Raw genomic sequence first — 24,286 nt, forward strand, 5'->3', positions numbered from 1 at the left:
ACTTATTTTTGTTTTGGATAGTATCCTTTAAAAGCATCTTCATAATCCTCTGGTTTATGGAATTCTTGAACTTCACTCGTAAAAGTTTTTTTATCCTCACTTTGCTTTTCTTTTCTCACTTCTCTATTCTTATCGTTACCCAAAATAACATCTCCTTTTGCTTATTTTGATATCTAAACATTTATTGTATTTTCTAACTATTCTACATATAGTATTTACAAAAATACATTAATTATATGTTTTTAAGTAAAATTTTTTAAATTAGTATTAGTGCAAATGATAAATGGAACGATACTATTTACCCTAGGGACGCACTTACAATTTCAAGCATCCCATCAAGTGGACAAGTTAGCACCACAAGGCACTCTACAAAGCATTACGAAGAGCACACCTGGAGCTGTAGCCGTAAATAGGGTTCAAAGTTCACAGCAGCATCTGAAGCTTCAAAAGGAACAGACCCAACTAAAGGAGCCTTGTATTTTTATGATAGTACTGCAACAAATGAGTGGTTAACTTCAAAGACAGTAGCTACTTCCGTAGGCAATTTAACCCTTGATTACTAATGAATCTATTTTGAGTATTTATTAAACATAAAAAAGCAAACTTCCACTATCTTGTGAAAGTTTGCTTTTTTATGTTTTTTTCATATAAGTGTTAAAGTTATACTTCGCGTACTCATTACATATTATTAACCTAATCAAAAAAATGTAATGAGCAACTATAAACACCAAATAGCGCTTTTATAATTGTTCATTACATTTTTAGACTATTAGTCTCTCAAAATTAAACAGAGAATTAGGTACGATTAATTACAATAGATATTTTTGAAGAACAAATTAACATTCTTCTATTGCATCGACCGAAATCAATACATCTACTCCCTAGAAAGGAGGTGATCCAGCCGCAGGTTCTCCTACGGCTACCTTGTTACGACTTCACCCCAATCATCAATCCCACCTTCGGCCGCTGGCTCCTTACGGTTACCTCACGGACTTCGGGTGTTACCAACTCTCATGGTGTGACGGGCGGTGTGTACAAGGCCCGGGAACGTATTCACCGCGACATGCTGATTCGCGATTACTAGCAACTCCGGCTTCATGTAGGCGAGTTGCAGCCTACAATCCGAACTGGGATGAGTTTTTGAGTTTGGCTCCACCTTGCGGTCTTGCATCTCTTTGTACTCACCATTGTAGCACGTGTGTAGCCCTAGACATAAGGGGCATGATGATTTGACGTCATCCCCACCTTCCTCCCGGTTAACCCGGGCAGTCTCACTAGAGTGCTCAACTTAATGGTAGCAACTAATGATAAGGGTTGCGCTCGTTGCGGGACTTAACCCAACATCTCACGACACGAGCTGACGACAACCATGCACCACCTGTCACCCTGTCCCGAAGGACTTCGCCCATCTCTGGGTTATGCAGGGGATGTCAAGTCTAGGTAAGGTTCTTCGCGTTGCTTCGAATTAAACCACATGCTCCGCTGCTTGTGCGGGCCCCCGTCAATTCCTTTGAGTTTTAATCTTGCGATCGTACTCCCCAGGCGGAATACTTAATGTGTTAACGGCGGCACCGAGGTTCGACCCCCGACACCTAGTATTCATCGTTTACGGCGTGGACTACCAGGGTATCTAATCCTGTTTGCTCCCCACGCTTTCATGCCTCAGCGTCAGTTACAGTCCAGTAAGTCGCCTTCGCCACTGGTGTTCTTCCTAATCTCTACGCATTTCACCGCTACACTAGGAATTCCACTTACCTCTCCTGCACTCTAGACACCCAGTTTCAAATGCAGCACCCAAGTTAAGCTCGGGTATTTCACATCTGACTTAAATGTCCGCCTACGCATCCTTTACGCCCAGTAAATCCGGACAACGCTTGCCACCTACGTATTACCGCGGCTGCTGGCACGTAGTTAGCCGTGGCTTCCTCCTCTGGTACCGTCATTATCGTCCCAGAAGACAGAACTTTACAACCCGAAGGCCTTCATCATTCACGCGGCGTTGCTGCGTCAGGGTTTCCCCCATTGCGCAATATTCCCCACTGCTGCCTCCCGTAGGAGTCTGGACCGTGTCTCAGTTCCAATGTGGCCGATCACCCTCTCAGGTCGGCTACGCATCGTCGCCTTGGTGAGCCGTTACCTCACCAACTAGCTAATGCGCCGCGGGTCCATCTCAAAGTGGAATTTTCCGAAGAAAAATCCTTTGATGTTTCGATCATGCGACCAAAACATATTATGCGGTATTAATCTCCCTTTCGGGAGGCTATTCCCCTCTTTGAGGCAGGTTACCCACGTGTTACTCACCCGTCCGCCGCTAATCCACCCCGAAAGGTTTCATCGCTCGACTTGCATGTGTTAGGCACGCCGCCAGCGTTCGTCCTGAGCCAGGATCAAACTCTCAATTTAAAAGTTTACACTTTTTTAGTTGAAATGATTAATCTGCGACAACTGTTAAGTTGATTCGCAAGCTCATTACATACTTTTAGTCTTATGACTAAATTTTACTTTATACTAAAGTAATTAACTGGTTTAACGAAATATTATTTCGCTATCTTTACCTATTTCTCTGTTTAATTTTCAAAGACCAATTTACGTTATACATTCGTCAACAAGTGACTACATTTACTATTCTATCAGTTAAAATTGTACATGTCAACACTTTTATTTGTTTTTAGATGTTTAGCAACATTTTATAAGTAAATCCCATACTTTTATAAGTGAAATAATAACAATTGATAATTGTCATCTCCCCTAGAAGTAATTGCTACAAAAAAAGAAGCCTATCAGCTTCTTTTTGTAACATATATATTTTATTACTTTTATAGGCCTAGTTTAGCAACTACTTTTTCCTTATCAAACCCAACCATTTCTTCTCCATTTATATCTATTACCGGTACAGACCTATAGCCTTTTTTTATAAGCGCTTTTTTTGCTTCTAAATTTTCAGAAATATTATGCTCTATATATACAATATTATTTTCTTCGAAAAACTCCTTAGCCATATGACAAAATCCACAAGCATTGCTTGTATAAATCTCAACTTTATTCATAAATAACCTCTCCTTTATTCTTGTTTTTTAACTTAAATTGCATATAATTAAACTTATTTTTATAGTAGCACCTTTCTTTTCTTAAGTCAATAATATTAGATGCTGTTTTTTTACAATAACTACTAAATCGTATTAATAATAATTCTTATTTAACTAGTATGGTCTAAATTTATTAATATGTTTTCTTCTTTTATATTTACATATATTATTTATAATATTATGATAGTCTTAACACTATATGTTAGTGACAAAATAATTTATAATTATTTTATATTCTAGATAACTACAATAATAAATATAAGGAGATAACCGATAATGATGAAATTATTAGAAATAATAAACATGGCAAAAACAGAGCATAAATTGTGTAAAGAAGAAATCATTGCTCTTTTGAGTTGCAATGATATAGACCAAGAACTATTTAATGCAGCTGATGAAGTTCGAAAAAAATATTTAGGGGATGAAGTTCATCTTAGAGGACTTATTGAATTTACGAATATATGCAAAAGAAATTGTCATTACTGCGGACTAAGACGAGATAATAAAAATTTAGTTAGATACAGATTAACGCAGGAACAAATTTTAGACTTTGCCACTAAAGCTAAGTCATTTGGCTATAAAACTATAGTACTTCAAGGTGGTGAAGATGATTATTACACAAGAGATAGAATTATCAGAATAATAAAGGGAATAAAGGCTTTAGATTTAGCTCTAACTTTAAGTATAGGTGAAAAAACTTATGATGAATATAAAGCTTTTAGAGACGCTGGTGCTGATAGGTATCTTTTAAGAATTGAGACAACGGATAAAAACCTATATGAAGATATAGACCCAGGCATGAGCCACGAAAACAGACTGAATTGCTTAACGATATTAAAAGAATTAGGCTATGAAGTTGGAACTGGTGTTATGGTTGGTCTCCCAAACCAAACTATAGAGTCCTATGCGAATGATATATTATTTTTCAAAGAAATAAATGCTGACATGCTAGGCATAGGTCCTTTTATTCCAAATGAAGACACCCCACTTGCAACTGCCAAGGGTAAGGAGCTAACTATGGCCCTTAAAGTTATGGCTATAACACGTTTGCTCCTACCAGACATTAACATACCTGCGACAACTGCTATGGAGTCCTTAAACAAAAATGGAAGACTAATGGCTCTGCAAAGCGGCGCCAATGTAGTTATGCCTAATGTTACAGAAGGCGAATACAGAAAGCATTATGCACTGTACCCAGGTAAAATATGTACTGGGGATACTCCCGCTCATTGTCGTGGATGCATAACCGGTAAGGTTAATAGTATTGGAAGAACGATTTCAACTAATTATGGTTTTAGAGGAGATCAACCTACTAAGTAATTTTACAATGCAAAAGAGCCCTAAGGCCCTTTTTTTAACGAAATGTTTTTTTAGCTTCTTTTATTGGTTTATTATTGACTGGTTCGCCTTCTGCATCCACAATTCCAGGCTTATTATGTTTTTTATTTAAATCATGCTGTATATTCATTTTTGTAGCTTTATTTGGCATTAAAAACTCCCCTTTCTAAGATTATATTATCCTAGAAAGGTAGTTTTTATTCTATACTTTTGATTTTTAAAACTTCAATATATTAAAACAACTTCAAAATTAGTAAATGGAGTAATAGATCTAATTCTGTAAACAAAATGGAAAAGAACTGCTCAATTTAAATTAAGCAGTTCTTTTCCATCTTATAGAACACTCTATTAGCGAATAAAGTTCATGAATATTTTTTCTTCTCTTTCTGGCGCTTTAATATTTTCTTTTCCATTTTCAACTAATTTCATAAGCCATGCCATATTCTTCCCAAGCACTCTCATAATTTGCACCCCTTCTTCATCTTGTAATGCCTCACCGGGGCTTGTACCGTGAATAACATTCCAATAATTCGAAGTTGGCATTAACATTTCCGAATAATTAATATAATTGTTTATCTGATTAAAAGTTGGAATTCCACCAGAACGCCTTACAGCAATAACGGAAACACCAACTTTATGTCTTAGCATTCCCTCATTATTACCCGCAACATAGAAAGCTCTATCTAGAAATGATTTCATAGTTCCTCCAATTGATGCGTAGTGTACAGGAGATCCTAAAATTATTCCATCTGCTCCATTCATTTTTTGAATCCACTCGTTAACATCATCACCTGGAAGCACACATTTTTCATTTTTATTTTTTGCACATTGATTACAAGCAGTACATCCCCTAATTGACTTGCCACCTACATGAATGATTTCCGTTTCTATTCCTTCTTTTTCAAGTTCATTTGCAACCATTTTTATTGCATGATAAGTATTTCCTTCTTTATTGGGACTACCATTAATAGCTACAACTTTCATTTATTCTACCTCCTAATTTTATTCTCCGAATAAAATATTTTGTTATATCAATTTATATAAATTAACCTCTGACTGACTTTCTTGTAAATCTTCAAATTGGGGAACAATGCTAGTGAAATGTTCTGAGATGTTATGACTCTTAATTACATCTTCATTTTCCCACTCTTCTATAAATGTTAATACATTACATTTGTTAGCGTCTTGATATAAATTGTACGATATATTTCCTTTTTCTTTTCTGCTTTCTTTTATAAGTTTTTCTGCTAAACGCTTGAATTCTTCTACTTTGGCTTGTTTAATTGAATTTTTTGCGACTATAGTAATCATTAAATTTTCACACTCCTTAGTATTATATTAAATACATTTCTACTTGAAAGTATACGCCATTAAAAAACATAGAACAAGTACACATTTTTTTGTAATATAACTTACCAAAAGGTATGAAATGTTGCATTGTTTTTTTACTTTAATGAATTTTCAATAGCCTTTAAATATGCTTTGGAAGTTACTGTTGCCCCTGAAATAACATCTACATTAGTATTTTGTTTTTCTAGAACCTTACTTAGCAGGGCTTTTGTAACCTCTGGTTTTGAGAAAAAAACATCCTTTACCACATCTATTTTAATAATTTTATGTTCTTTAATTATTATATTCATCTCATTAGACCATCTTCCAGCATTATATTTCCCATTGTACATTCCATCACTTAATGATGACAAATTCACATCATTAACGACTAGATTGATACCCGATTCGAGCCCACGAGTAACAAAAAGCACTCCGACTATAGCAATTAAAAATAGGAGAATGGATATAGATACTGTAACTTTTAAAATTTTCTTCATTTAATCCCACCCTCCCTCAACTTAACCATTGTTTATTACCTGTGCAAATTTATTAATATTTTCCTTTGAAAGCGTTGATGTATCCTTATTAGTTTTACTAATCTTCTTAATAATAAATCTTTCAAGGACATTCATTTTTTTAAATATGAACTCTCCTCCGAAGTATTGTGTTGCAATTGCATCTGTTAACAATTCTTCGGGAAAAGATGTGTGTATCTGTTTTTCTGCCATCTCATTTTCACTCATACAACAAATAAAAAATCCAAGTTTCTTCTTTTTTAATGCACTAATATTTTTTAAACAAAACGAATTTACCTCCTTTTGAATTCTCCCCATGTAGATTGATCCGCCGATAATAATGTTATCAAACAAAATCATTTCCGGCATACTTTCCTTTTTTATATCTACAATTTTCACTTCACCATGTAGCTTACCTTTTAAAATATTGCTACATTTTTCTGTGCAACCATGCTTAGATGCATAAATAATAACTGTTTTCATACTTGCCCCCCCCCTTTATTTTAATAATCCATTAATAAGAATTTCAAAATGATGATTTATAAGTCTCTCTTTTTGTTGCTTAGTAATATTTTTTTCTAATATTAATCTAGAAACAAGCCCATGAGTAGATGTCCATATTATTTGTGCAGTAAGCTCAATATCCATTTTTCTGAAAATGTTTTTTCTGATCGCCAACTCTACTAACTTACAAAGCCCTTGTATACTTTTTCTTTCCTTTGAAATACCCTCCTGCAGCATATTTACCTTTTCTTGTATAGTTTCAATATCATTCATTAAAACAACCCTAAATTGCTGTGGATTTTCTAGCATAAGTTCAATATAAGACCTCATCCCATTTACTATTGTCTTATCTGGGTTTTCAGTATCTATAGGAATCTCACTTATAATTTTTAATATGTTTCCATACCCTTCCGCTACAACAAAAGACACTATTTCAGCCTTATCCTTAAAATAGTGATAAATAATACCTGGAGAATACTCAATCCTACTAGCAATCTTACGAATAGATAAATTTTCATAGCCTTCTTCCACTAATATATCATTTGTGGCATCTATTATTTTTTTTCTTATGATCTCTTTTTCTAATTGTCTTCTTTCTGTTATTCCCATAATCCCTCCAATAGTTAATGTTTTATTAATCACTGTAATTATATTAAACATCGTTTAATGTAATTTTACCATTGTCTTGATTATAAGTAAATAGATTGAAACATATAATTTTTGCGTAATGACGATCCAAAGAGATTTCTAGAACTTCAACGAATAACTTACAGAGTCAGCCAAAAATAGCCTCTCCCATTATTAGGAAAGGCTATGCTTTGTTTTAAACTCATTAACTAATTGTATAAAAAGCATTTATTTCTACAAAGAAGCTATTACATTATAAACGCCATCTTCATTATTGCTTCCTGCAATAAAGTTAGCATGTTTTTTCACATCTTCTGGAGCATTCTTCATTGCATAACTATAATGTGCTGCTTTAAACATAGTCAAATCATTATAATAATCCCCAAAAACCATTGTGTTCTTTTGATTTATTTTAAATTTTTCTTGAATCATATTTATAGCCTTTCCTTTGCTTATACCTTTGTTCATTATATCTATCCACTTGTCGCCGGATACAACAAATTCAAGCTTATCACTCAAATTCCCCTTTATATAATCCACTATAGATGGTTTAACTCCATCAGTCATATAATAAGTAATCTTATATATTGGATTTTTTATTTCGCTAAAAGATTTTAATATTACCACAGGCACCTCAAAAGATGTAAAGTTATTCAACATATCTTCTGATGGATTTACTATATATGCCTCATTTTCTCCAGCTAAAAATAATTCCTCTCCTAGCTTTGGATTTAAATTCACCACAGAGTCTATTTCTTCTCTATCAATACTGCTTGAATACAACGTCTTACCCTTATTATTATACTTAACAAGGGCTCCATTATGAGCAATAAATATCATATCTGTATTGACCTTTTCAAAATTTTTGCTTAGTTGAGAGTAAAATCTGCCACTTGCTGCTGCAAATTTTATATCCTTTTCATTAAACATATGTATTAAATCAAATATTTTTTCATTTATATTTCCATTGTCATTTAATAAGGTACCATCCATATCTGTTGCGATGAGTTTTACCATAAGTATTTTCTCCTTTGTTTACCAGAGCATTCACGAAAACTCCTTAGAGCCTGTGATTTGAATGGAATAAACATACCCTCTACCATGATATATTTTACTCACATGTTATTACTCCGTTTTTTTATTTGATATATTTATAATAACATATGTTTATAAATAAAATAATCATGTATAACGATTTATCTATATTTTTTTCGACATATGCGTCCGCCACTAACTCATGACTGAAGTCACGAGAGTGCGTGGCGAGTCGGATGTTAAGAACATTTTTAGTACAACTTAAAATATTACATAATTTACTTATTGTTGAATAATTATTTTAATTTTATATAAAAGATAATGGAATATGATCTTCTCGAACGAAGGAGAGATATGCTTATGATAATATCTTGACCAATAGGACTGCATAATTCGGATTATTATGTTACAATATGTAATAATCAGTGTTGAAATAACTTTAGGAGGGTATACAATGCTTGGTATCATAATTTGTGAAGATAATGAACATCAAAAAAAACAAATTGAAAACATTATAAAAGATGAATTAATAAATTTGAAAATTGATTTAGAAATAGAATTATCAACAAGAAAATATGAAGAAGTCATTGCTTATGTAAAAAGCAATAAAGAGAGAATCTTTATTTATTTTCTTGATGTAGACCTAAAAGATCAAATATCAGGAATAGAACTTGCTAAGATTATAAGAAAGTATGATTCAAAAGGATATATTGTTTTTATTACAGCACATTCTGAGATGTCTCTTTTAACTTTCAAATATAAAGTACAAGCTTTAGATTATATTTTAAAAGGTGATATTAAAAGTATTAAGAATAAAATTAATGAGTGTATTTTAGAATCATGTAATGATTACAACAAAAATAATACTAAAGAAAAAGTAACTATAGCGATAAATTTAGGAAATAGAATAACTAATTTCTCTTTATGCGACATGTTATTTTTTGAAACAACAACTATAACTCATAAATTGAGGCTCCATACAAATAATGGACAATTTGAGTTTTATGGAAAATTGAAAGATTTTGAGGTTGAATTAAACTCATGTTTTTATAAAGCTCATAAATCATATTTGGTAAACATAACTAACATAAACTCAATTGATAAACAAAATCGTATTATATATTTTGTAAATGATGAAACTTGTTTTGTTTCTGCAATGTATCTAAAGGGACTGATAAAAAAATGCTTAGCTTAGTTTTAAATATAAGTACTATAATTTCTACTATTGTAATGGTACTCTATTTATATCCAATTTTTTTATAAGTCATTTAAATATCTTCATAAAATTATTCATGATAAATCTATTTATTGTATTAAATTCTTTAGTTTTAATAATTATACTTACAGAATTAAATAATGAAAATGTAAAAAGAAATTTTGAACAAGAATGCAGAAACGAAGAATTGTCTAAACTTATGGAATACACAAATATGTTAGAATATGTTTCAAAAGACTACGAATCTTTAAACATGATTATAAATATTTTAAATTATTCACTTTATTCCTTTAATAAACAAATTGAATATATATAAATAAGGAGTTTAGTTGGTTAACCAGGGTACATCATAAATTTTCATCCATTACTCTTTATATTATTTTTATCATGAGAAAATACCACTTTTATTTTTTAGTGGTATTTCCTCGTGAATTAACTAATTGATTCATGCTTTATTTTCACCACGATGATATATGGTAGCACAAGAGTATCGCACAATAACATAACGGTAACTAATTGATGACCATAAACTGTTTTACCTTTTAAATGAGAATGGTGGAATCCACATTTTTCATTTGAAGTTTAAATGTTATCCCTCACTAAATTTAGTCTCTAATATGTTGAATTCATCTTGTAAGATTTTTTCTAAATTATTAATGCATTTCTTATAAATAGGAAATGATATAACTAGATAGTTTGAATAACAATTAACAAAAATTTCTGTTGCCCTTCTTATCTTATCTAAACTTAACATTTTTTGTACTATATCATATGTTAATTCAAAAATACCATGATAATTGATTGACAAAACAGATGCAGTTAATAAATAAAAATCTTGCTGTTGCCTGTTAAAAAGTTCTAAATAATTAATATTTTCATCTTTTTTAATATTTTGAACTTTTTCTACGTATTTTTGCATATCGCATTTAATTGCATCTTGTGAGCAATCTATTAATATTGGTAATATATCTAAAAATTCACCCATTGTATTGGTATAATTTCTCTCCTTACCTCTTCTATCTTCTTGTAAAATAAACATTGGTATAATAGTTTTATCTAGTGAGATTAATTGATTCTCCCTTGCTACAATTCTCAATACATGAGTTAATAAATTCCATGGCTTTTCTTTTAAAACCTTCAACGATTTTGGTCCCATTTTTATTGTTAAAAGTATTGATTTTTCGAGATTATTATCTATATTACCTCGAACATATTCATTAACATTTTCTATAAAATCTTCAATTTTTAATTCTGCCATATATCCAATATTTTTTGTAAATCCATTACAATTTTTAATCTCTTCAATATAATTTTTATACGTTGTTTTAATTAATGTTTCAGTTGAATCAGATTTAATTAAATCATTTAACCTATCATTTAAAATTTGTGTACTGGCTTTATCCCATCCACTATGATGTGCTATAATATGGAGTTTATGACATACTTCCGACTCTCTAGTAATCACCATTCTAATCAAATTATTTCGACCATCACAGTTACCTTCTCCATTTTTCATTCCGTAAATATCTTTATGAATGGTAGTGATATATTCATAGGAACTGTATCTTAAGTCAACATATGGAACATACCATGAAGTATCATATTTATGTTCGGAAATAATATATTCTCTATCACACTTCTCATATGAACTTCTTAATACACTTTGTTCTTGAACAACTAATTTAACTGCTTCCATAATTTTATCTTGGCTATAAATTCCATTAATTGTTATCACTTCTTCTATTATAGTGCCCGTTGCTTCAAGAAAAGATTTTTGCATACAAGAAGCTATATATTGGTCTATAATTTTGTTATTCAAATTATTATTAAAGTTCTTTAATTCAATCTGTGAAAAATCTTTATTGCTTAAAGAGTTATTATCGCTACACATCTCTCTAAACATCTTTTCATCCATTATGCTTTGTGAGAGTTGATGTTTTCTCATATTAATACAGTAATGTGGCATATGTTTTATTGACAATTTTTCAGTTATTGTGTTAATAATTTCATTTCTGATTTTTTGATCCATGTTTTCTACAAATAATATAGAATATGCTTGCTTATCTACACTAATAACCTTAAGAATACTATCAACACTAAATCTTGACCAAATAAACTGATTCATATCGAAATTATTGTAACTATTATTCATTTCTAGTCCATTTACTTCTATACTCTCTCTTTTTCTTACCTTTACACAGTGCCCTATGATATCAAGTAATTGTTTTTCATACTGTCTTTTGAAATCTTCTATGAAACATTTACTGAATCTCTCCTTATCAAAATTGATAATTAGATTAAGTTCTTTGTTAATAATAGCACCATTAACTGAAATAGGTGTTCCAAATCTATTTTTTTCTGATATCTCTTGTCCACAAGAGATATTGCTTAATAAAAAATCCTCAGTATTATTTTCCTGTCCAAATTCCCCTAAATAATTAAATGTGATATCAGGCTCTATTCCCTCCAGCACATCATCTCCTAATACTTTTAGCACTCCATATCCAATTCCATGATTAGGAATTTTTCTTAGAGTCTCTTTTATTTTACATATGTCCTTTACTATTGTTTCTCCGATTTCATTTATTGCTACAGGATAAACGCTTGTAAACCATCCTACAGTTCTGTCAATTGCCATGGAGAACCCTATTGGCTCTCTTCCATGCCCTTCAACGCTTACAGACACACTCTTAATTCCTGTAACTTTATTAACTGCTCTAAATAATGCTGTTAAAAGCAAATCGTTAATTTCTGTCCCATAAGCTCGTCCCGCTTTATATAGTAAATCATTTGTTTGTTCACTAGTTAAATGAACAGTAACATCATTTATTCCATGTTCGACTTCATTTACTGTAAATCCCATCTTACTCTCTTTAACCTTTTGTTCAATATCTTTCCAATAAACAATCTCTTTCTTCAAATCATTGCTCTCTCTATATCTTCTTAATGTCTCACTCCATTTCTTGAATGAAACAGTTTTTGCTGGAAGTATAATTTCTTTTTTCTCTTTTGATGCTAAATATCCTCTGCTTAAGTCTTCTAAAATGATTCGCCACGACACTCCATCTACCACTAAATGATGAATGGAAATGAATAAATAGTCTTTGTATTCTGTACAGAATACTCCTACTTTCATTAATGGTCCAGTTGAAATATTAATACTCGATTGTATTTCATTTGCACTTTCATCTATTTTTCTGTATAATATTTCTTCTTCTTTAATATCAGAAAAATCATAATACTTAAAGTTATACAAGCTACCTTCAGAATTTGACCTTATTGTTAGTTCATCATCTTTGTACACTGCTCTAAGTATATCATGATGCTCTACAATTGCTGTGAGTGCCTTTTTAAGACTTTCTTGCTTTATTCTTTCTTTACTTTCAAGAATAAAGGATTGATTAAAATGATTTGGAACTTCAAGCTTATTTGTAAAGATGTCTATTTGTATTGGTGTTAACCCAACTTTACCTACTATTTCTGATTGTTCTGCATTACTTATTTCTACTTTACTAATTCCTGTACGAATTGCTCGAATAGTTCTATCTCTCATAATATTTCTTATACCTATCTCATAACCGTATTCTCGCAGTTTCGATATCATACGAATGGCTTTAATTGAGTCTCCCCCTAATTCAAAGAAACTGTCATCAATTCCTACTTTTTTTACTCCTAATACTTCAGACCATACCTTTACCATTTTCTCTTCTATTTCATTTCTTGGTACCGCATATTCTACTCCTGTACTTATTTCTCCATCTGGCTCTGGCAGTGATTTTCTATCTACCTTTCCATTTGGTGTTAACGGCAACTTTTCTATCTGTATAAAATATGATGGTATCATGTAGTCTGGTAGTTCTTTTGACAAACTTTCTCTTAATTCTGATAATGTCATTTCCTTTTTAAATACTATATATGCACATAAGTATTTATTCCCTTTTTTGTCTTCTCTATCTACTACTACTGCTTCTTTTATATTTTCTTGCCTTAATAACTGATTTTCTATTTCACCAAGTTCTATTCTAAAGCCTCTTATTTTCACCTGATGATCTCTTCTACCTAAAAATTCAATATATCCTTCTTTACGAAATCTCCCCCAATCTCCAGTACTATACAATTTACCCAACTCAGGATGATTAATAAACGCATTTTTCGTCTTTTCTATATCATTCATATACCCTTTTGCTAATCCAACTCCTCCAATATATAACTTTCCAGGGATTCCAAATGGACATAACTTCATTTCTTTGTTTAACACATAGAAACTTTGATTAGATAAAGGCATTCCATATGGAATGCTATTCCATTCGATTTTAACTTCCGTAACCGGATAATAGATAGACCAAATAGAAGCTTCTGTTGCACCACCTAAACTTATTATTGCTGCATTTGGAAAATATTTTTTTATTTTTCCAGGCAATTTTAAAGGAATCCAATCTCCACTTAACATTACTAGTCTCAAATTTTCATTTTTAAATGGCTCTGTTATACTTTCTATTAACATATCCATAATAGCAGGAACTGAGTTCCATATAGTTATACTTTTATCCTTTAATACCTCAATAATTTTATTTACATCTCGTTGATCTTTAATTTGCACAAGCTTTGCTCCTGTACTCAAAGCCCCAAAGATATCATATACTGATAGATCAAAACACACAGAAGAAAGTCCTATGATTTTATCATTTTCTTTTACTGCAAATTTACTATTTATATCCTGTATTGTATTTAACACTGCCTCATGCGTAATTACAACACCTTTAGGTTTTCCAGTACTCCCTGATGTATAGATTATATAAGCTAAATCTTGGGGTATATTTACTTTCCCCAAATTCTCTTTATCAGTATTATAGATTTCAGTATTATCCATGTCTATTATTTCTACCTCAATGTTAAATAGATCCATATATGCTGACTTTGTAATAAGTATAGAAGACTTACTGTTTTCCAATATGTATTTTATTCTCTCTTGTGGATAACTTGGTTCTATTGGTAAATAGGCTCCTCCAGCTTTTAAAATTGCAAGTATTCCTACTATCATCTCCGGGGAACTCTCTATCATTATTCCTACTACACTGTCTGGTTTAACGCCTTTTTCCCTCAATATTCTTGCCAAACAATTGGCTTTCTCATTTAGTTCTCTATAAGTTAGCTTCTCATCTTCAAATACTACTGCTATATTATCTGGCGTTTTTTCAACCTGTTCCTCAAACAATTCATATATTGTTTTATCTTTTTGATATTCTGCCTTCGTATTGTTAAAATCTACTAGTATCTTTATCTTTTCTTCTTCTGAAATCATCTCTATCTCTGATATCTTTATTTCTGGATTCTCTGATACTTCTTTTAATATATTTATAAAGTGTTGTATTACTCTTTCTATTGTTTCTCTCTTAAACAACTTTGTGCAGTATTCTATGTTGAATGATATTTCTCCTTTTGCTTCTATTGCTGATAATGTAATATCAAACTTAGACATTTTATATTCAAAGCTATATGGTTTGAATTTTAAGCTATCAATATCTATACCGTAAACATCAGTATTCTGTAATACAAACATAGCATCAAATAGTGCATTTCTACTTAAATCTTTTCTTATATCTAACTTTTTTACTAATTCATCAAATTGATAATCTTGATTTTCGTATGCATTTAATGCATTTTTCTTTACATCCTGCAAAAAATCTTTAAAGGTTTTATCTGCTTTTGGATAGTTCCTCATTGCAAGAGTATTTACAAACACGCCTACTATTTTTTGTAAATCGGCATGTGGTCTTCCCTCTATTGGTGAGCCTACTATTATATCTTCTTGTCCACTATATCTTGATAGCAGTATATTGTATGTTGACAATAATGTCATATACAATGTTGTTCCATTATCCATTCCTATTTTCTTTGCCTTTTCTGTTATATATTTATCAATCTTAAATCCTATACTTTCTCCTTCGAAGCTTTTCATTGTAGGTCTTTTATAATCTGTTGGCATGTCTAATACAGGTATTTTCTTCTTAAATACATTTTTCCAATACTCTTCTTGGTTTTTCATATTTTCTGAGCTTAAAGCTTCATTTTGCCATGCTGAATAGTCTTTATATTGTATTTTTAATTTTTTTAATTCTTCTCCTTTGTAAAGCTTTGAGAATTCTTCTATAATAATTCCTATAGATGTACCATCTGATATTATATGATGCATATCTATCATTAATATATGTTTTTCTTCTTCTATTTTTATTAGTTTCACTCTTAATAAAGGTGCTTTTGATAGATCAAATGGTTTTATAAAGCTTTTTACTATTATTTTTATTGTTTCTTCTTCTTCTTCTTTCTTTAATTCTATGTATTCTAAATAAAATTCTACCTCTTTGTGTATTTTTTGTACTATTTCTTTATCTCTTAATTCAAAAGAAGTTCTAAATGCTTCATGCCTTTCAACAAGCTTTCTAAATGTTTCTTCTACTTTTTCTTTTTCTAAATTTCCTTCTACTACCATTACTGATGGCATATTGTAGCTTGTTTTTTCTTTTTCAAACTGATTTAATGTAAATAACCTCTTTTGTGCTGAAGATGCTTTTATTCTAAATATCAAACTCATAGTACTTCCTTCTCCCATTTTTCTTCTACCACTTTTATTGATGAGTATATACTTTCCTTTGATTTGCTTATATATTCTCCTATCTGTCTTATAGTTGTATTACTAAATACCTCACCTACAGGCACTTCTACATTTAGCTCTTTATGTATCATTGACACTACCTGTATAGCCTTTAGTGAATGTCCTCCTAATACAAAAAAATTATCATCAATACCTATTCCTTCTACTCCTAGTACTTCACTCCATACCTTTACTAGCTTCTCTTCTGTCTCATTTGTTGCTGATGCATACTCTACTCCTGTGTTTATTTCTCCATCCGGCTCTGGTAATGCTTTCCTATCTATCTTTCCATTTGGTGTTAGTGGCATCCTCTCTATTTGCATAAAATATGCTGGAATCATGTACTCTGGTAATTCTTTTTTCAACCCTTCTCTTAATTCTGCTACCGTCATTTCTTCATCACATGCTATATACGCACATAAGTATTTATTTCCTTGATTATCTTGTCTATCTACTACTACTGCCTCTTTTATATTTTTCTGCTTTAATAACTGATTCTCTATTTCACCAAGTTCTATTCTAAAGCCTCTTATTTTTACTTGATTATCTGTTCTTCCTATAAATTCTATATTTCCATCAGGTAGCCATCTTGCAAAATCTTCTGTGTGATACATTTTAGTACCTAATTTAAATGGATTTCCTACGAACTTTTCATCTGTCAATTCTTGTTTATTTATATATCCTCTTGATACCCCATCTCCACTTATGAATAACTCTCCTACTACTCCTACCTGAACTATTTTTAAATATTTATTTAAAATATAAATATTAGTATTTCCTACACTTCTTCCTATTAGTACATTTCTATTTTGAGGCTCATTTTTAGTTACCTTATAAAAAGTTGAACATATAGTTGTTTCAGTAGGTCCATAACCATTTACTATCTCTAAGTCTTTATTTAGAGTATAAAATTTATTTAATGTCTCGCCTCTTATTGCTTCAACACCAACCAGTAATTTCCTTAGCCTTACCTTTCTCTTATTCATCTTTAAATTTTCATAGACTTCTAATAACAGAGACGGTGGAATATACGTAAACGTTATTTGATTATTAACTATTAATTTTGCTATTTCAATAGGATCAAAGGTCTTTTGTTTATGATTAATAACTAAAGTTGCTCCACTGATTAATGACACAAAGAACTCGCATACACTTACATCAAACACATAGTTTGTTAATGATAAAATCCTATCATTTGAATTAAATCCCTTATCAAATTGTTTAGCTAAGGAATGTATAAAGTTATTAAGGTTAAAATGCTCTATCATCGCCCCCTTAGGTTCACCAGTTGTACCTGAAGTATATATAATATACGCTAAATTACTTGATTGATTTACTTTCTCTAGATTACTTAAATTACCTTTAAATAAATCTTTATCAACTAAATCTATAACTTCTCCATCAAACTCTATGTTATCTACTAATCTTTCTGCGCTTAATAATACTTTGACTCCACTATCCACTAGCATATACTCAATTCTTTCCTTTGGATGGCTTAGATCTATAGGTAGATATGCTCCCCCCGCTTTTAATATTCCCATTATCCCTATCATCATCTCCAGAGATCTTTCCACCATTATTCCTACTATAGAATCTGGCTCTACGCCCTTTTCTCTCAATATTCTTGCTAAACTATTTGCTTTCTCATTTAGTTCTCTATAAGTTAGCTTTTTATCTTCAAGTACTACTGCTATATTATCTGGTGATTTTTCTACCTGTTCTTCGAACAATTCATGAATTGTTTTATCCTTTGGATACTCTGCTTTTGTATCATTGAACTCTACTAATATTTTTGTCTTTTCCTCTTCTGAAAGCATATCTATTTCTGATATCTTTATTTCTGGATTCTCTGATACCTCTTTTATGACATGTTTTATATGACCTGCTATCATATTTACATACTTATCATCATAAATAGATGCATTATAATTTAATTTTATAAATATTTCATCAGTCATTCCAATTATAATATTAAAATTATAATTAGTTTGTTCAACAACTTCATCCATTTGTATTTTAAAATCTAATTTTTTATTATGTTCAATCACTGGATAATTTTCAAATACCATTATATTATCTATTAATTTTTGTTTTATACTTGTATTTGATTGTACTTCTGCTAATGGCACATACTCATACTTTTTAGACTTAACATTAGCATCTTGTACTTCTTTTAATAATCCTATAAACCTCTTGTCTGTGCTACTTTTTATTCGTACTGGAACAGTATTTATAAACAACCCTGCCATATTTTCAATTCCATCAATTTCAGCCGGTCTACCTGATACTATGGCTCCAAACACAACATCATTTACATTATTATATCTTTGAAGTAATATTCCCCATATAGTTTGAAACACTGTGTTTACAGTTGCTTTATTCTTTCTTGCTATATTTTCTAACTTGTTTGTTGTTTCTTTATCTATAATAAATTTTATATCACTGTTTATGTACTTAACCTCTTTAACGGACTTAGCTAATTGTGAAATCTGCGCTTGTTGTTCGTAGTCTTCTAAGTATTTCTCCCAATATAAAAGAGCTTCTTTTTTATCTTGCTTTTCTAACCATTTTATATAATTACTGTACTCGTTTACTTTTTTAAATTTTATAGGCCTATTTTCCTTAAGCGCACTATATATATACATAAGCTCATTAAATATAATTGGAATACTCCATCCATCTAAAATTATGTGATGAAAACTTAATATAAAAATATACTTTTCTTCATCTGTTTTAATTATCGAAGCTCTTATTGAAATTTCCCTTGACAAGTTAAATCCTTTAACTGTATCCTTTTCTTTAAATTCCTTTATGAATATTACTTTCTCACTACTTCTTAAGGACGATATATCTTCAAAGCATATTTTTATTTTGGCTTTTTTTAGTACAATCTGTAAAGGTCTTTTTTTATCTTCATATATAAATAAGGTTCTTAAAACATCATATCTTTCAATGAGTTTATTTATACTTATTTCAAATAATTCCACTTCTAAGCTTCCAATTATTTTAGAAGATGATTGTTCAAAATATGCATTTTTATCATTACCCAATAATTTATGAAATAGCATACCTTCTTGCATTGGAGATAAGGGATATATATTTTTTATCATTTCATTATTACTCACTATTTATCATCTCCCATTTTTAATATATACCTTGCTTCAGTCTAACTGAAACACGAAGCAAGATATATTAGTAGTAATTTCAAATTGCACTTCAATAGAGATCAGATTTCATTAAATAAACTTCCAATTGTTAACTTTATATCTTGAAGTTCTTCAATAGAAACTTCTTTATAGTCCAAGTCACTTGGTGTCATTTCCGTCTCTTCTTTTTCAACACAATATTTAATAATATCTAGTAGTGCTTCTTTATAATTTTTAACAAGTTCTATAATTGTGCTCTCATCATACTCATCTTTATTATATTCAAAGTTTAAACACAATTCTCCCTTTACTACCATGCCATTTATGTCTATATCATATAAACGTTGACATTCCTTACCTATAGCATCTCCTGTAGGAATAAATGATGCATTAAACATTTCTTGGTTTACATCATTATCAAATTGGCCTAAATAATTAAAGCTTATTTGAGGGTTTTGTTTAAATTCTAAATCTTTTATATACTCATTAAGTGTTACATATTTTAATATATTGTATCCTACTCCCTTATTGGGAATTCTCCTTATACCATCCTTTGTTGATTTTATATAGTAATTTATATCCTCAGATTTTTCACAATCTAAAATTACAGGATAAGATGATGTAAACCATCCTATTGTTCTTGTTATATTCATATTAGGTATTATTTCTTCTCTTCCATGCCCTTCAATACTTACTAAAACTTTATTTTCACCTGTCCAATTTTTTATTGATAATCCTAGTGCAGCTAATAAAATATCATTTATTTCTGTATTATAAGCTCTATTTGTATCTGTTAATAGCTTATCTGTCTCTTCTTTTGATATTTTCATTTGTACCTTCTTAGAACTATACCAATTATTACTTGTAGTTTGATGATCTTTAGGAAGTTTTATTACTTCAGTATCTTCGACATTTTTCCAATACTCTATTTCCTCTAATAGTTTATTACTCTTAGCGTATTTTTGAATATTCTCTGACCATTCCTTAAATGAATGTGTTTTTATAGGTAGTTCTATTTTTTCTTTATTTACAGCACATCTATATCCTGCCGAAAAATCTTCAAGTAAAACTCTCCACGAAATACCATCCACTACTAAATGATGTATTACTATTAACAAATGATCTCCATCTTTAGTTTTAAACAACCCTAACTTTACAAGAGGTCCATCAATTAGATTTATACTTGACTGTATCTTTGTTGCCTCTTCTTCCATTTCTGCTTGATATGATTCTTTATTACCCAAATCCATAACTGATAAATCAAATAATTTATCTTCTACTCTCCTGTTGTACTGAATTAGCTTATTTTCTTCTTTTCTAATAACTATCCTTAATGCATCATGATGTTCAACTATTTTCGAAAATACCTTATCTATAATTTTTTCATCAAAACACTCTTTTGAGTACATCATAAATGCTTGGTTCCAATGATGCATATTGGTAAATTCCTGTTTAAAAAACCACCTTTGTATAGCAGTTAGTTCTACTTCTCCTTGTATAACTTTTTGATTTATTTGTTTATCCTCTTGCTTAGCATTTATACTTAATTCTCTTATTGTTGGATTTGCAAACAACTCACTAACTGTTATCTTCAAATTATATCTGCTTAAACGAGCGCAGACCTGTATAGCCTTAATTGAATCTCCCCCTAATTCAAAGAAACTGTCATCAATTCCTACTTTTTTTACTCCTAATACTTCAGACCATACCTTTACCATTTTCTCTTCTATTTCATTTCGTGGTACCGCATATTCTACTCCTGTACTTATTTCTCCATCTGGCTCTGGCAGTGATTTTCTATCTACCTTTCCATTTGGTGTTAACGGCAACTTTTCTATCTGTATAAAATATGATGGTATCATGTAGTCTGGTAGTTCTTTTGACAAACTTTCTCTTAATTCTGATAATGTCATTTCCTTTTTAAATACTATATATGCACATAAGTATTTATTCCCTTTTTTGTCTTCTCTATCTACTACTACTGCTTCTTTTATATTTTCTTGCCTTAATAACTGATTTTCTATTTCACCAAGTTCTATTCTAAAGCCTCTTATTTTCACCTGATGATCTCTTCTACCTAAAAATTCAATATATCCTTCTTTACGAAATCTCCCCCAATCTCCAGTACTATACAATTTACCCAACTCAGGATGATTAATAAACGCATTTTTCGTCTTTTCTATATCATTCATATACCCTTTTGCTAATCCAACTCCTCCAATATATAACTTTCCAGGGATTCCAAATGGACATAACTTCATTTCTTTGTTTAACACATAGAAACTTTGATTAGATAAAGGCATTCCATATGGAATGCTATTCCATTCGATTTTAACTTCCGTAACCGGATAATAGATAGACCAAATAGAAGCTTCTGTTGCACCACCTAAACTTATTATTGCTGCATTTGGAAAATATTTTTTTATTTTTCCAGGCAATTTTAAAGGAATCCAATCTCCACTTAACATTACTAGTCTCAAATTTTCATTTTTAAATGGCTCTGTTATACTTTCTATTAACATATCCATAATAGCAGGAACTGAGTTCCATATAGTTATACTTTTATCCTTTAATACCTCAATAATTTTATTTACATCTCGTTGATCTTTAATTTGCACAAGCTTTGCTCCTGTACTCAAAGCCCCAAAGATATCATATACTGATAGATCAAAACACACAGAAGAAAGTCCTATGATTTTATCATTTTCTTTTACTGCAAATTTACTATTTATATCCTGTATTGTATTTAACACTGCCTCATGCGTAATTACAACACCTTTAGGTTTTCCAGTACTCCCTGATGTATAGATTATATAAGCTAAATCTTGGGGTATATTTACTTTCCCCAAATTCTCTTTATCAGTATTATAGATTTCAGTATTATCCATGTCTATTATTTCTACCTCAATGTTAAATAGATCCATATATGCTGACTTTGTAATAAGTATAGAAGACTTACTGTTTTCCAATATGTATTTTATTCTCTCTTGTGGGTAACTTGGTTCTATTGGTAAATAGGCTCCTCCAGCTTTTAAAATTGCAAGTATTCCTACTATCATCTCCGGAGAACTCTCTATCATTATTCCTACTACACTGTCTGGTTTAACGCCTTTTTCCCTCAATATTCTTGCTAAACTATTGGCTTTCTCATTTAGTTCTCTATAAGTTAGCTTCTTATCTTCAAATACTACCGCTATATTATCTGGCGTTTTTTCAACCTGTTCCTCAAACAATTCGTATATTGTCTTATATTTTTGATATTCTGCCTTTGTATCGTTAAAATCACATAATATCTGATGTTTTTCTTGTTCTGTAATTATTTCAATATCATTAATACTTTTTTCATCACTATCTATAATATGTTTAATTAAATATTGGATATGTGTAATTACATCTTTTATAGGCATAAATTTTTTAAATACTTCAATATTATAGTCAAAGTTAATCTCAACATCTTTACACTCGTCAAACTCTCGTATAAATACGCTCATGGAATTTCTTTCATGATGATTACTTAACGTTTTTATATCCGTTTTTGCCCCATTAAAATTTGCTGCGTAATTATGATGTTCATAGGATAAAGTTATATCAAATAAGCCGTCTTTTCTTTCTTTATAAATGCTACCGCAAATTTCACCAAAAGAAAGTTTTTGATGTCTGTAACACTCTCCTAATTCCATCCTTATTTCATTTATCATATATGAAAATGTCTTTTCTTTTATTATAGCTATCTTTAATGGTATAACATTGGCAAAATGTCCTACTATTTGCTTATTGCTAGCTTTTGTTCTGTTTAATATGGGAACTCCTATTACTACCTCTTCTTTATTGCAAACCTCTCCGAAATATACAGCTAATATACCAAGAAAAAAGTGAAATACGGAACATTTTCTCTTGTTAGAAAATTCAATTATTTCATCATACACTTTTCTTTCTATTACTAGACTTTCTCTATTACTAACTATACCTCCATTACTATTCACACCCTTAGTAAATAGAGCTTCTGGAATATGTTTGAATTTATCCTTCCAAAACATTTTATTTTTTAAATATGTATCTGATTCTTGGTATCTTTTATTTTCTTTTATAAATTCTAAATAGGAATACTTTTCTAACTTGCTTTTTGTCTCAGTTATATTGTTATAATTATTAACTGTCTCTTTAAATATTAGTGAAAATCCCCATCCATCTGATACTATATGATGCGATTCCATAAAGTAGAAATACCTATTATTATTTACTTTAATAAGAACAAATCGAAATAAATTCTCACCATTATCAAAAATAAATGGTTTTAAAAATTCCTTTTGCATCCAATTCAAAGAAAATTTCTCCGCATATTCTTTTATGGAAAAATCATAAAACGGTACCTCATATTTCAATTCTTTTAATATTTTCTGCGAAGGTTGTCCATCATTTTCAAATATTCTAATTCTTAAGCTATCATTGTCTTCAATTAGCTTTTGTACCGATTTTTGAAACATTTGGTATTCGATAGGACCATTAATATTTGCATAACCACCAATATTATATATTGGTTTATCTTTATATAAGCATTGTTCAACCCATACATCTTTTTGATATAAACTTAACGGATAAATTTGTATTTCTTCTTCATTTAATTGTTTTTTTACCATTTTTATACCACCTATTCTTCTTATTCAGTGATTAACCACTCCTTCTATGAACTACAATATGCTGCTTGCTCATTGCACTCCATACTAAATAATAGTTTTGTAAGACATGTTAATTCTCTTTCATACATAGGGCATTACTTTATAATAATCATTTTACACAGATGTACAAATAGTGTAAACTCTATTACCATGAAATAC

At 30.4% G+C, this 24,286-nt stretch carries 16 protein-coding genes and 1 rRNA gene; 4 read left to right on the forward strand and 13 right to left on the reverse strand.

Going from position 1 to position 24,286, the window contains the following annotated elements; all coding sequences use genetic code 11:
- Window positions 1–2: 2 nt before the first annotated feature.
- The gene (locus ACWJKE_RS04955; protein ID WP_216304289.1) at window positions 3–143 is read right to left on the reverse strand and encodes a hypothetical protein; all 141 of its coding nucleotides are present in this window, start codon (window positions 141–143) and stop codon (window positions 3–5) included.
- 330 nt (window positions 144–473) lie between these two features.
- On the opposite strand from ACWJKE_RS04955, the gene ACWJKE_RS04960 reads away from it, so the two are divergent.
- A complete protein-coding gene (locus ACWJKE_RS04960) occupies window positions 474–563 on the forward strand; it encodes a hypothetical protein (RefSeq protein WP_253198288.1) in 90 nt (29 codons plus the stop codon).
- Window positions 564–885: 322 nt separating this feature from the next.
- Here the strand turns inward: ACWJKE_RS04960 and ACWJKE_RS04965 are convergent.
- A 16S ribosomal RNA gene (locus ACWJKE_RS04965) occupies window positions 886–2,403 on the reverse strand.
- A 413-nt stretch (window positions 2,404–2,816) separates the two neighbouring features.
- Complete coding sequence (locus ACWJKE_RS04970) at window positions 2,817–3,047, reverse strand: glutaredoxin family protein (protein WP_165414326.1); 231 nt, start codon at window positions 3,045–3,047, stop codon at window positions 2,817–2,819.
- A gap of 315 nt (window positions 3,048–3,362) precedes the next feature.
- Here ACWJKE_RS04970 and hydE point away from each other — a divergent pair, with 315 nt between their 5' ends.
- Window positions 3,363–4,406 (forward strand): [FeFe] hydrogenase H-cluster radical SAM maturase HydE, encoded by a 1,044-nt coding sequence (hydE, locus tag ACWJKE_RS04975; protein WP_216304031.1) that lies wholly within the window; start codon window positions 3,363–3,365, stop codon window positions 4,404–4,406.
- 34 nt (window positions 4,407–4,440) lie between these two features.
- Here hydE and ACWJKE_RS04980 read toward each other — a convergent pair whose 3' ends face one another.
- The 7 genes from ACWJKE_RS04980 to ACWJKE_RS05010 form a co-directional block, all read right to left on the reverse strand.
- On the reverse strand, window positions 4,441–4,575 hold the full coding sequence (locus ACWJKE_RS04980; RefSeq protein ID WP_258280693.1) for a hypothetical protein: 135 nt from the start codon (window positions 4,573–4,575) through the stop codon (window positions 4,441–4,443).
- A gap of 197 nt (window positions 4,576–4,772) precedes the next feature.
- Window positions 4,773–5,408 carry a flavodoxin family protein gene (locus ACWJKE_RS04985; RefSeq protein WP_216304032.1) on the reverse strand — a complete coding sequence of 212 codons (636 nt, stop codon included), beginning with the start codon at window positions 5,406–5,408 and terminating at the stop codon, window positions 4,773–4,775.
- 42 nt (window positions 5,409–5,450) lie between these two features.
- Window positions 5,451–5,735, reverse strand: coding sequence for a putative quinol monooxygenase (locus tag ACWJKE_RS04990; RefSeq protein ID WP_216304033.1), 285 nt, complete (start codon window positions 5,733–5,735; stop codon window positions 5,451–5,453).
- A gap of 134 nt (window positions 5,736–5,869) precedes the next feature.
- On the reverse strand, window positions 5,870–6,253 hold the full coding sequence (locus ACWJKE_RS04995; RefSeq protein ID WP_216304034.1) for an FMN-binding protein: 384 nt from the start codon (window positions 6,251–6,253) through the stop codon (window positions 5,870–5,872).
- Window positions 6,254–6,274: 21 nt separating this feature from the next.
- Window positions 6,275–6,754 carry a flavodoxin domain-containing protein gene (locus ACWJKE_RS05000; protein WP_216304035.1) on the reverse strand — a complete coding sequence of 160 codons (480 nt, stop codon included), beginning with the start codon at window positions 6,752–6,754 and terminating at the stop codon, window positions 6,275–6,277.
- A 15-nt stretch (window positions 6,755–6,769) separates the two neighbouring features.
- On the reverse strand, window positions 6,770–7,384 hold the full coding sequence (locus ACWJKE_RS05005; protein WP_220320506.1) for a TetR/AcrR family transcriptional regulator: 615 nt from the start codon (window positions 7,382–7,384) through the stop codon (window positions 6,770–6,772).
- A gap of 252 nt (window positions 7,385–7,636) precedes the next feature.
- On the reverse strand, window positions 7,637–8,419 hold the full coding sequence (locus ACWJKE_RS05010) for an HAD family hydrolase (protein WP_216304037.1): 783 nt from the start codon (window positions 8,417–8,419) through the stop codon (window positions 7,637–7,639).
- A 472-nt stretch (window positions 8,420–8,891) separates the two neighbouring features.
- On the opposite strand from ACWJKE_RS05010, the gene ACWJKE_RS05015 reads away from it, so the two are divergent.
- Together ACWJKE_RS05015 and ACWJKE_RS05020 are read left to right on the forward strand one after the other, a co-directional pair.
- Window positions 8,892–9,632, forward strand: coding sequence for a LytR/AlgR family response regulator transcription factor (locus ACWJKE_RS05015; RefSeq protein WP_216304038.1), 741 nt, complete (start codon window positions 8,892–8,894; stop codon window positions 9,630–9,632).
- Between the two features lie 97 nt (window positions 9,633–9,729).
- Window positions 9,730–9,969, forward strand: a complete 240-nt coding sequence (locus ACWJKE_RS05020; protein WP_216304039.1) for a hypothetical protein — start codon at window positions 9,730–9,732, stop codon at window positions 9,967–9,969.
- Window positions 9,970–10,242: 273 nt separating this feature from the next.
- Here the strand turns inward: ACWJKE_RS05020 and ACWJKE_RS05025 are convergent, their stop codons facing one another.
- The 3 genes from ACWJKE_RS05025 to ACWJKE_RS05035 form a co-directional block, all read right to left on the reverse strand.
- The gene (locus tag ACWJKE_RS05025) at window positions 10,243–16,245 is read right to left on the reverse strand and encodes an amino acid adenylation domain-containing protein (protein WP_462959197.1); all 6,003 of its coding nucleotides are present in this window, start codon (window positions 16,243–16,245) and stop codon (window positions 10,243–10,245) included.
- Window positions 16,242–19,430 (reverse strand): non-ribosomal peptide synthetase, encoded by a 3,189-nt coding sequence (locus ACWJKE_RS05030; protein ID WP_462959198.1) that lies wholly within the window; start codon window positions 19,428–19,430, stop codon window positions 16,242–16,244. The genes ACWJKE_RS05025 and ACWJKE_RS05030 overlap by 4 nt, the downstream gene beginning before the upstream one ends.
- 101 nt (window positions 19,431–19,531) lie before the next feature.
- On the reverse strand, window positions 19,532–24,088 hold the full coding sequence (locus tag ACWJKE_RS05035) for an amino acid adenylation domain-containing protein (RefSeq protein ID WP_462959199.1): 4,557 nt from the start codon (window positions 24,086–24,088) through the stop codon (window positions 19,532–19,534).
- Window positions 24,089–24,286: the final 198 nt, after the last annotated feature.

The sequence above is a fragment of the Clostridium sp. CM036 genome (assembly GCF_055081135.1).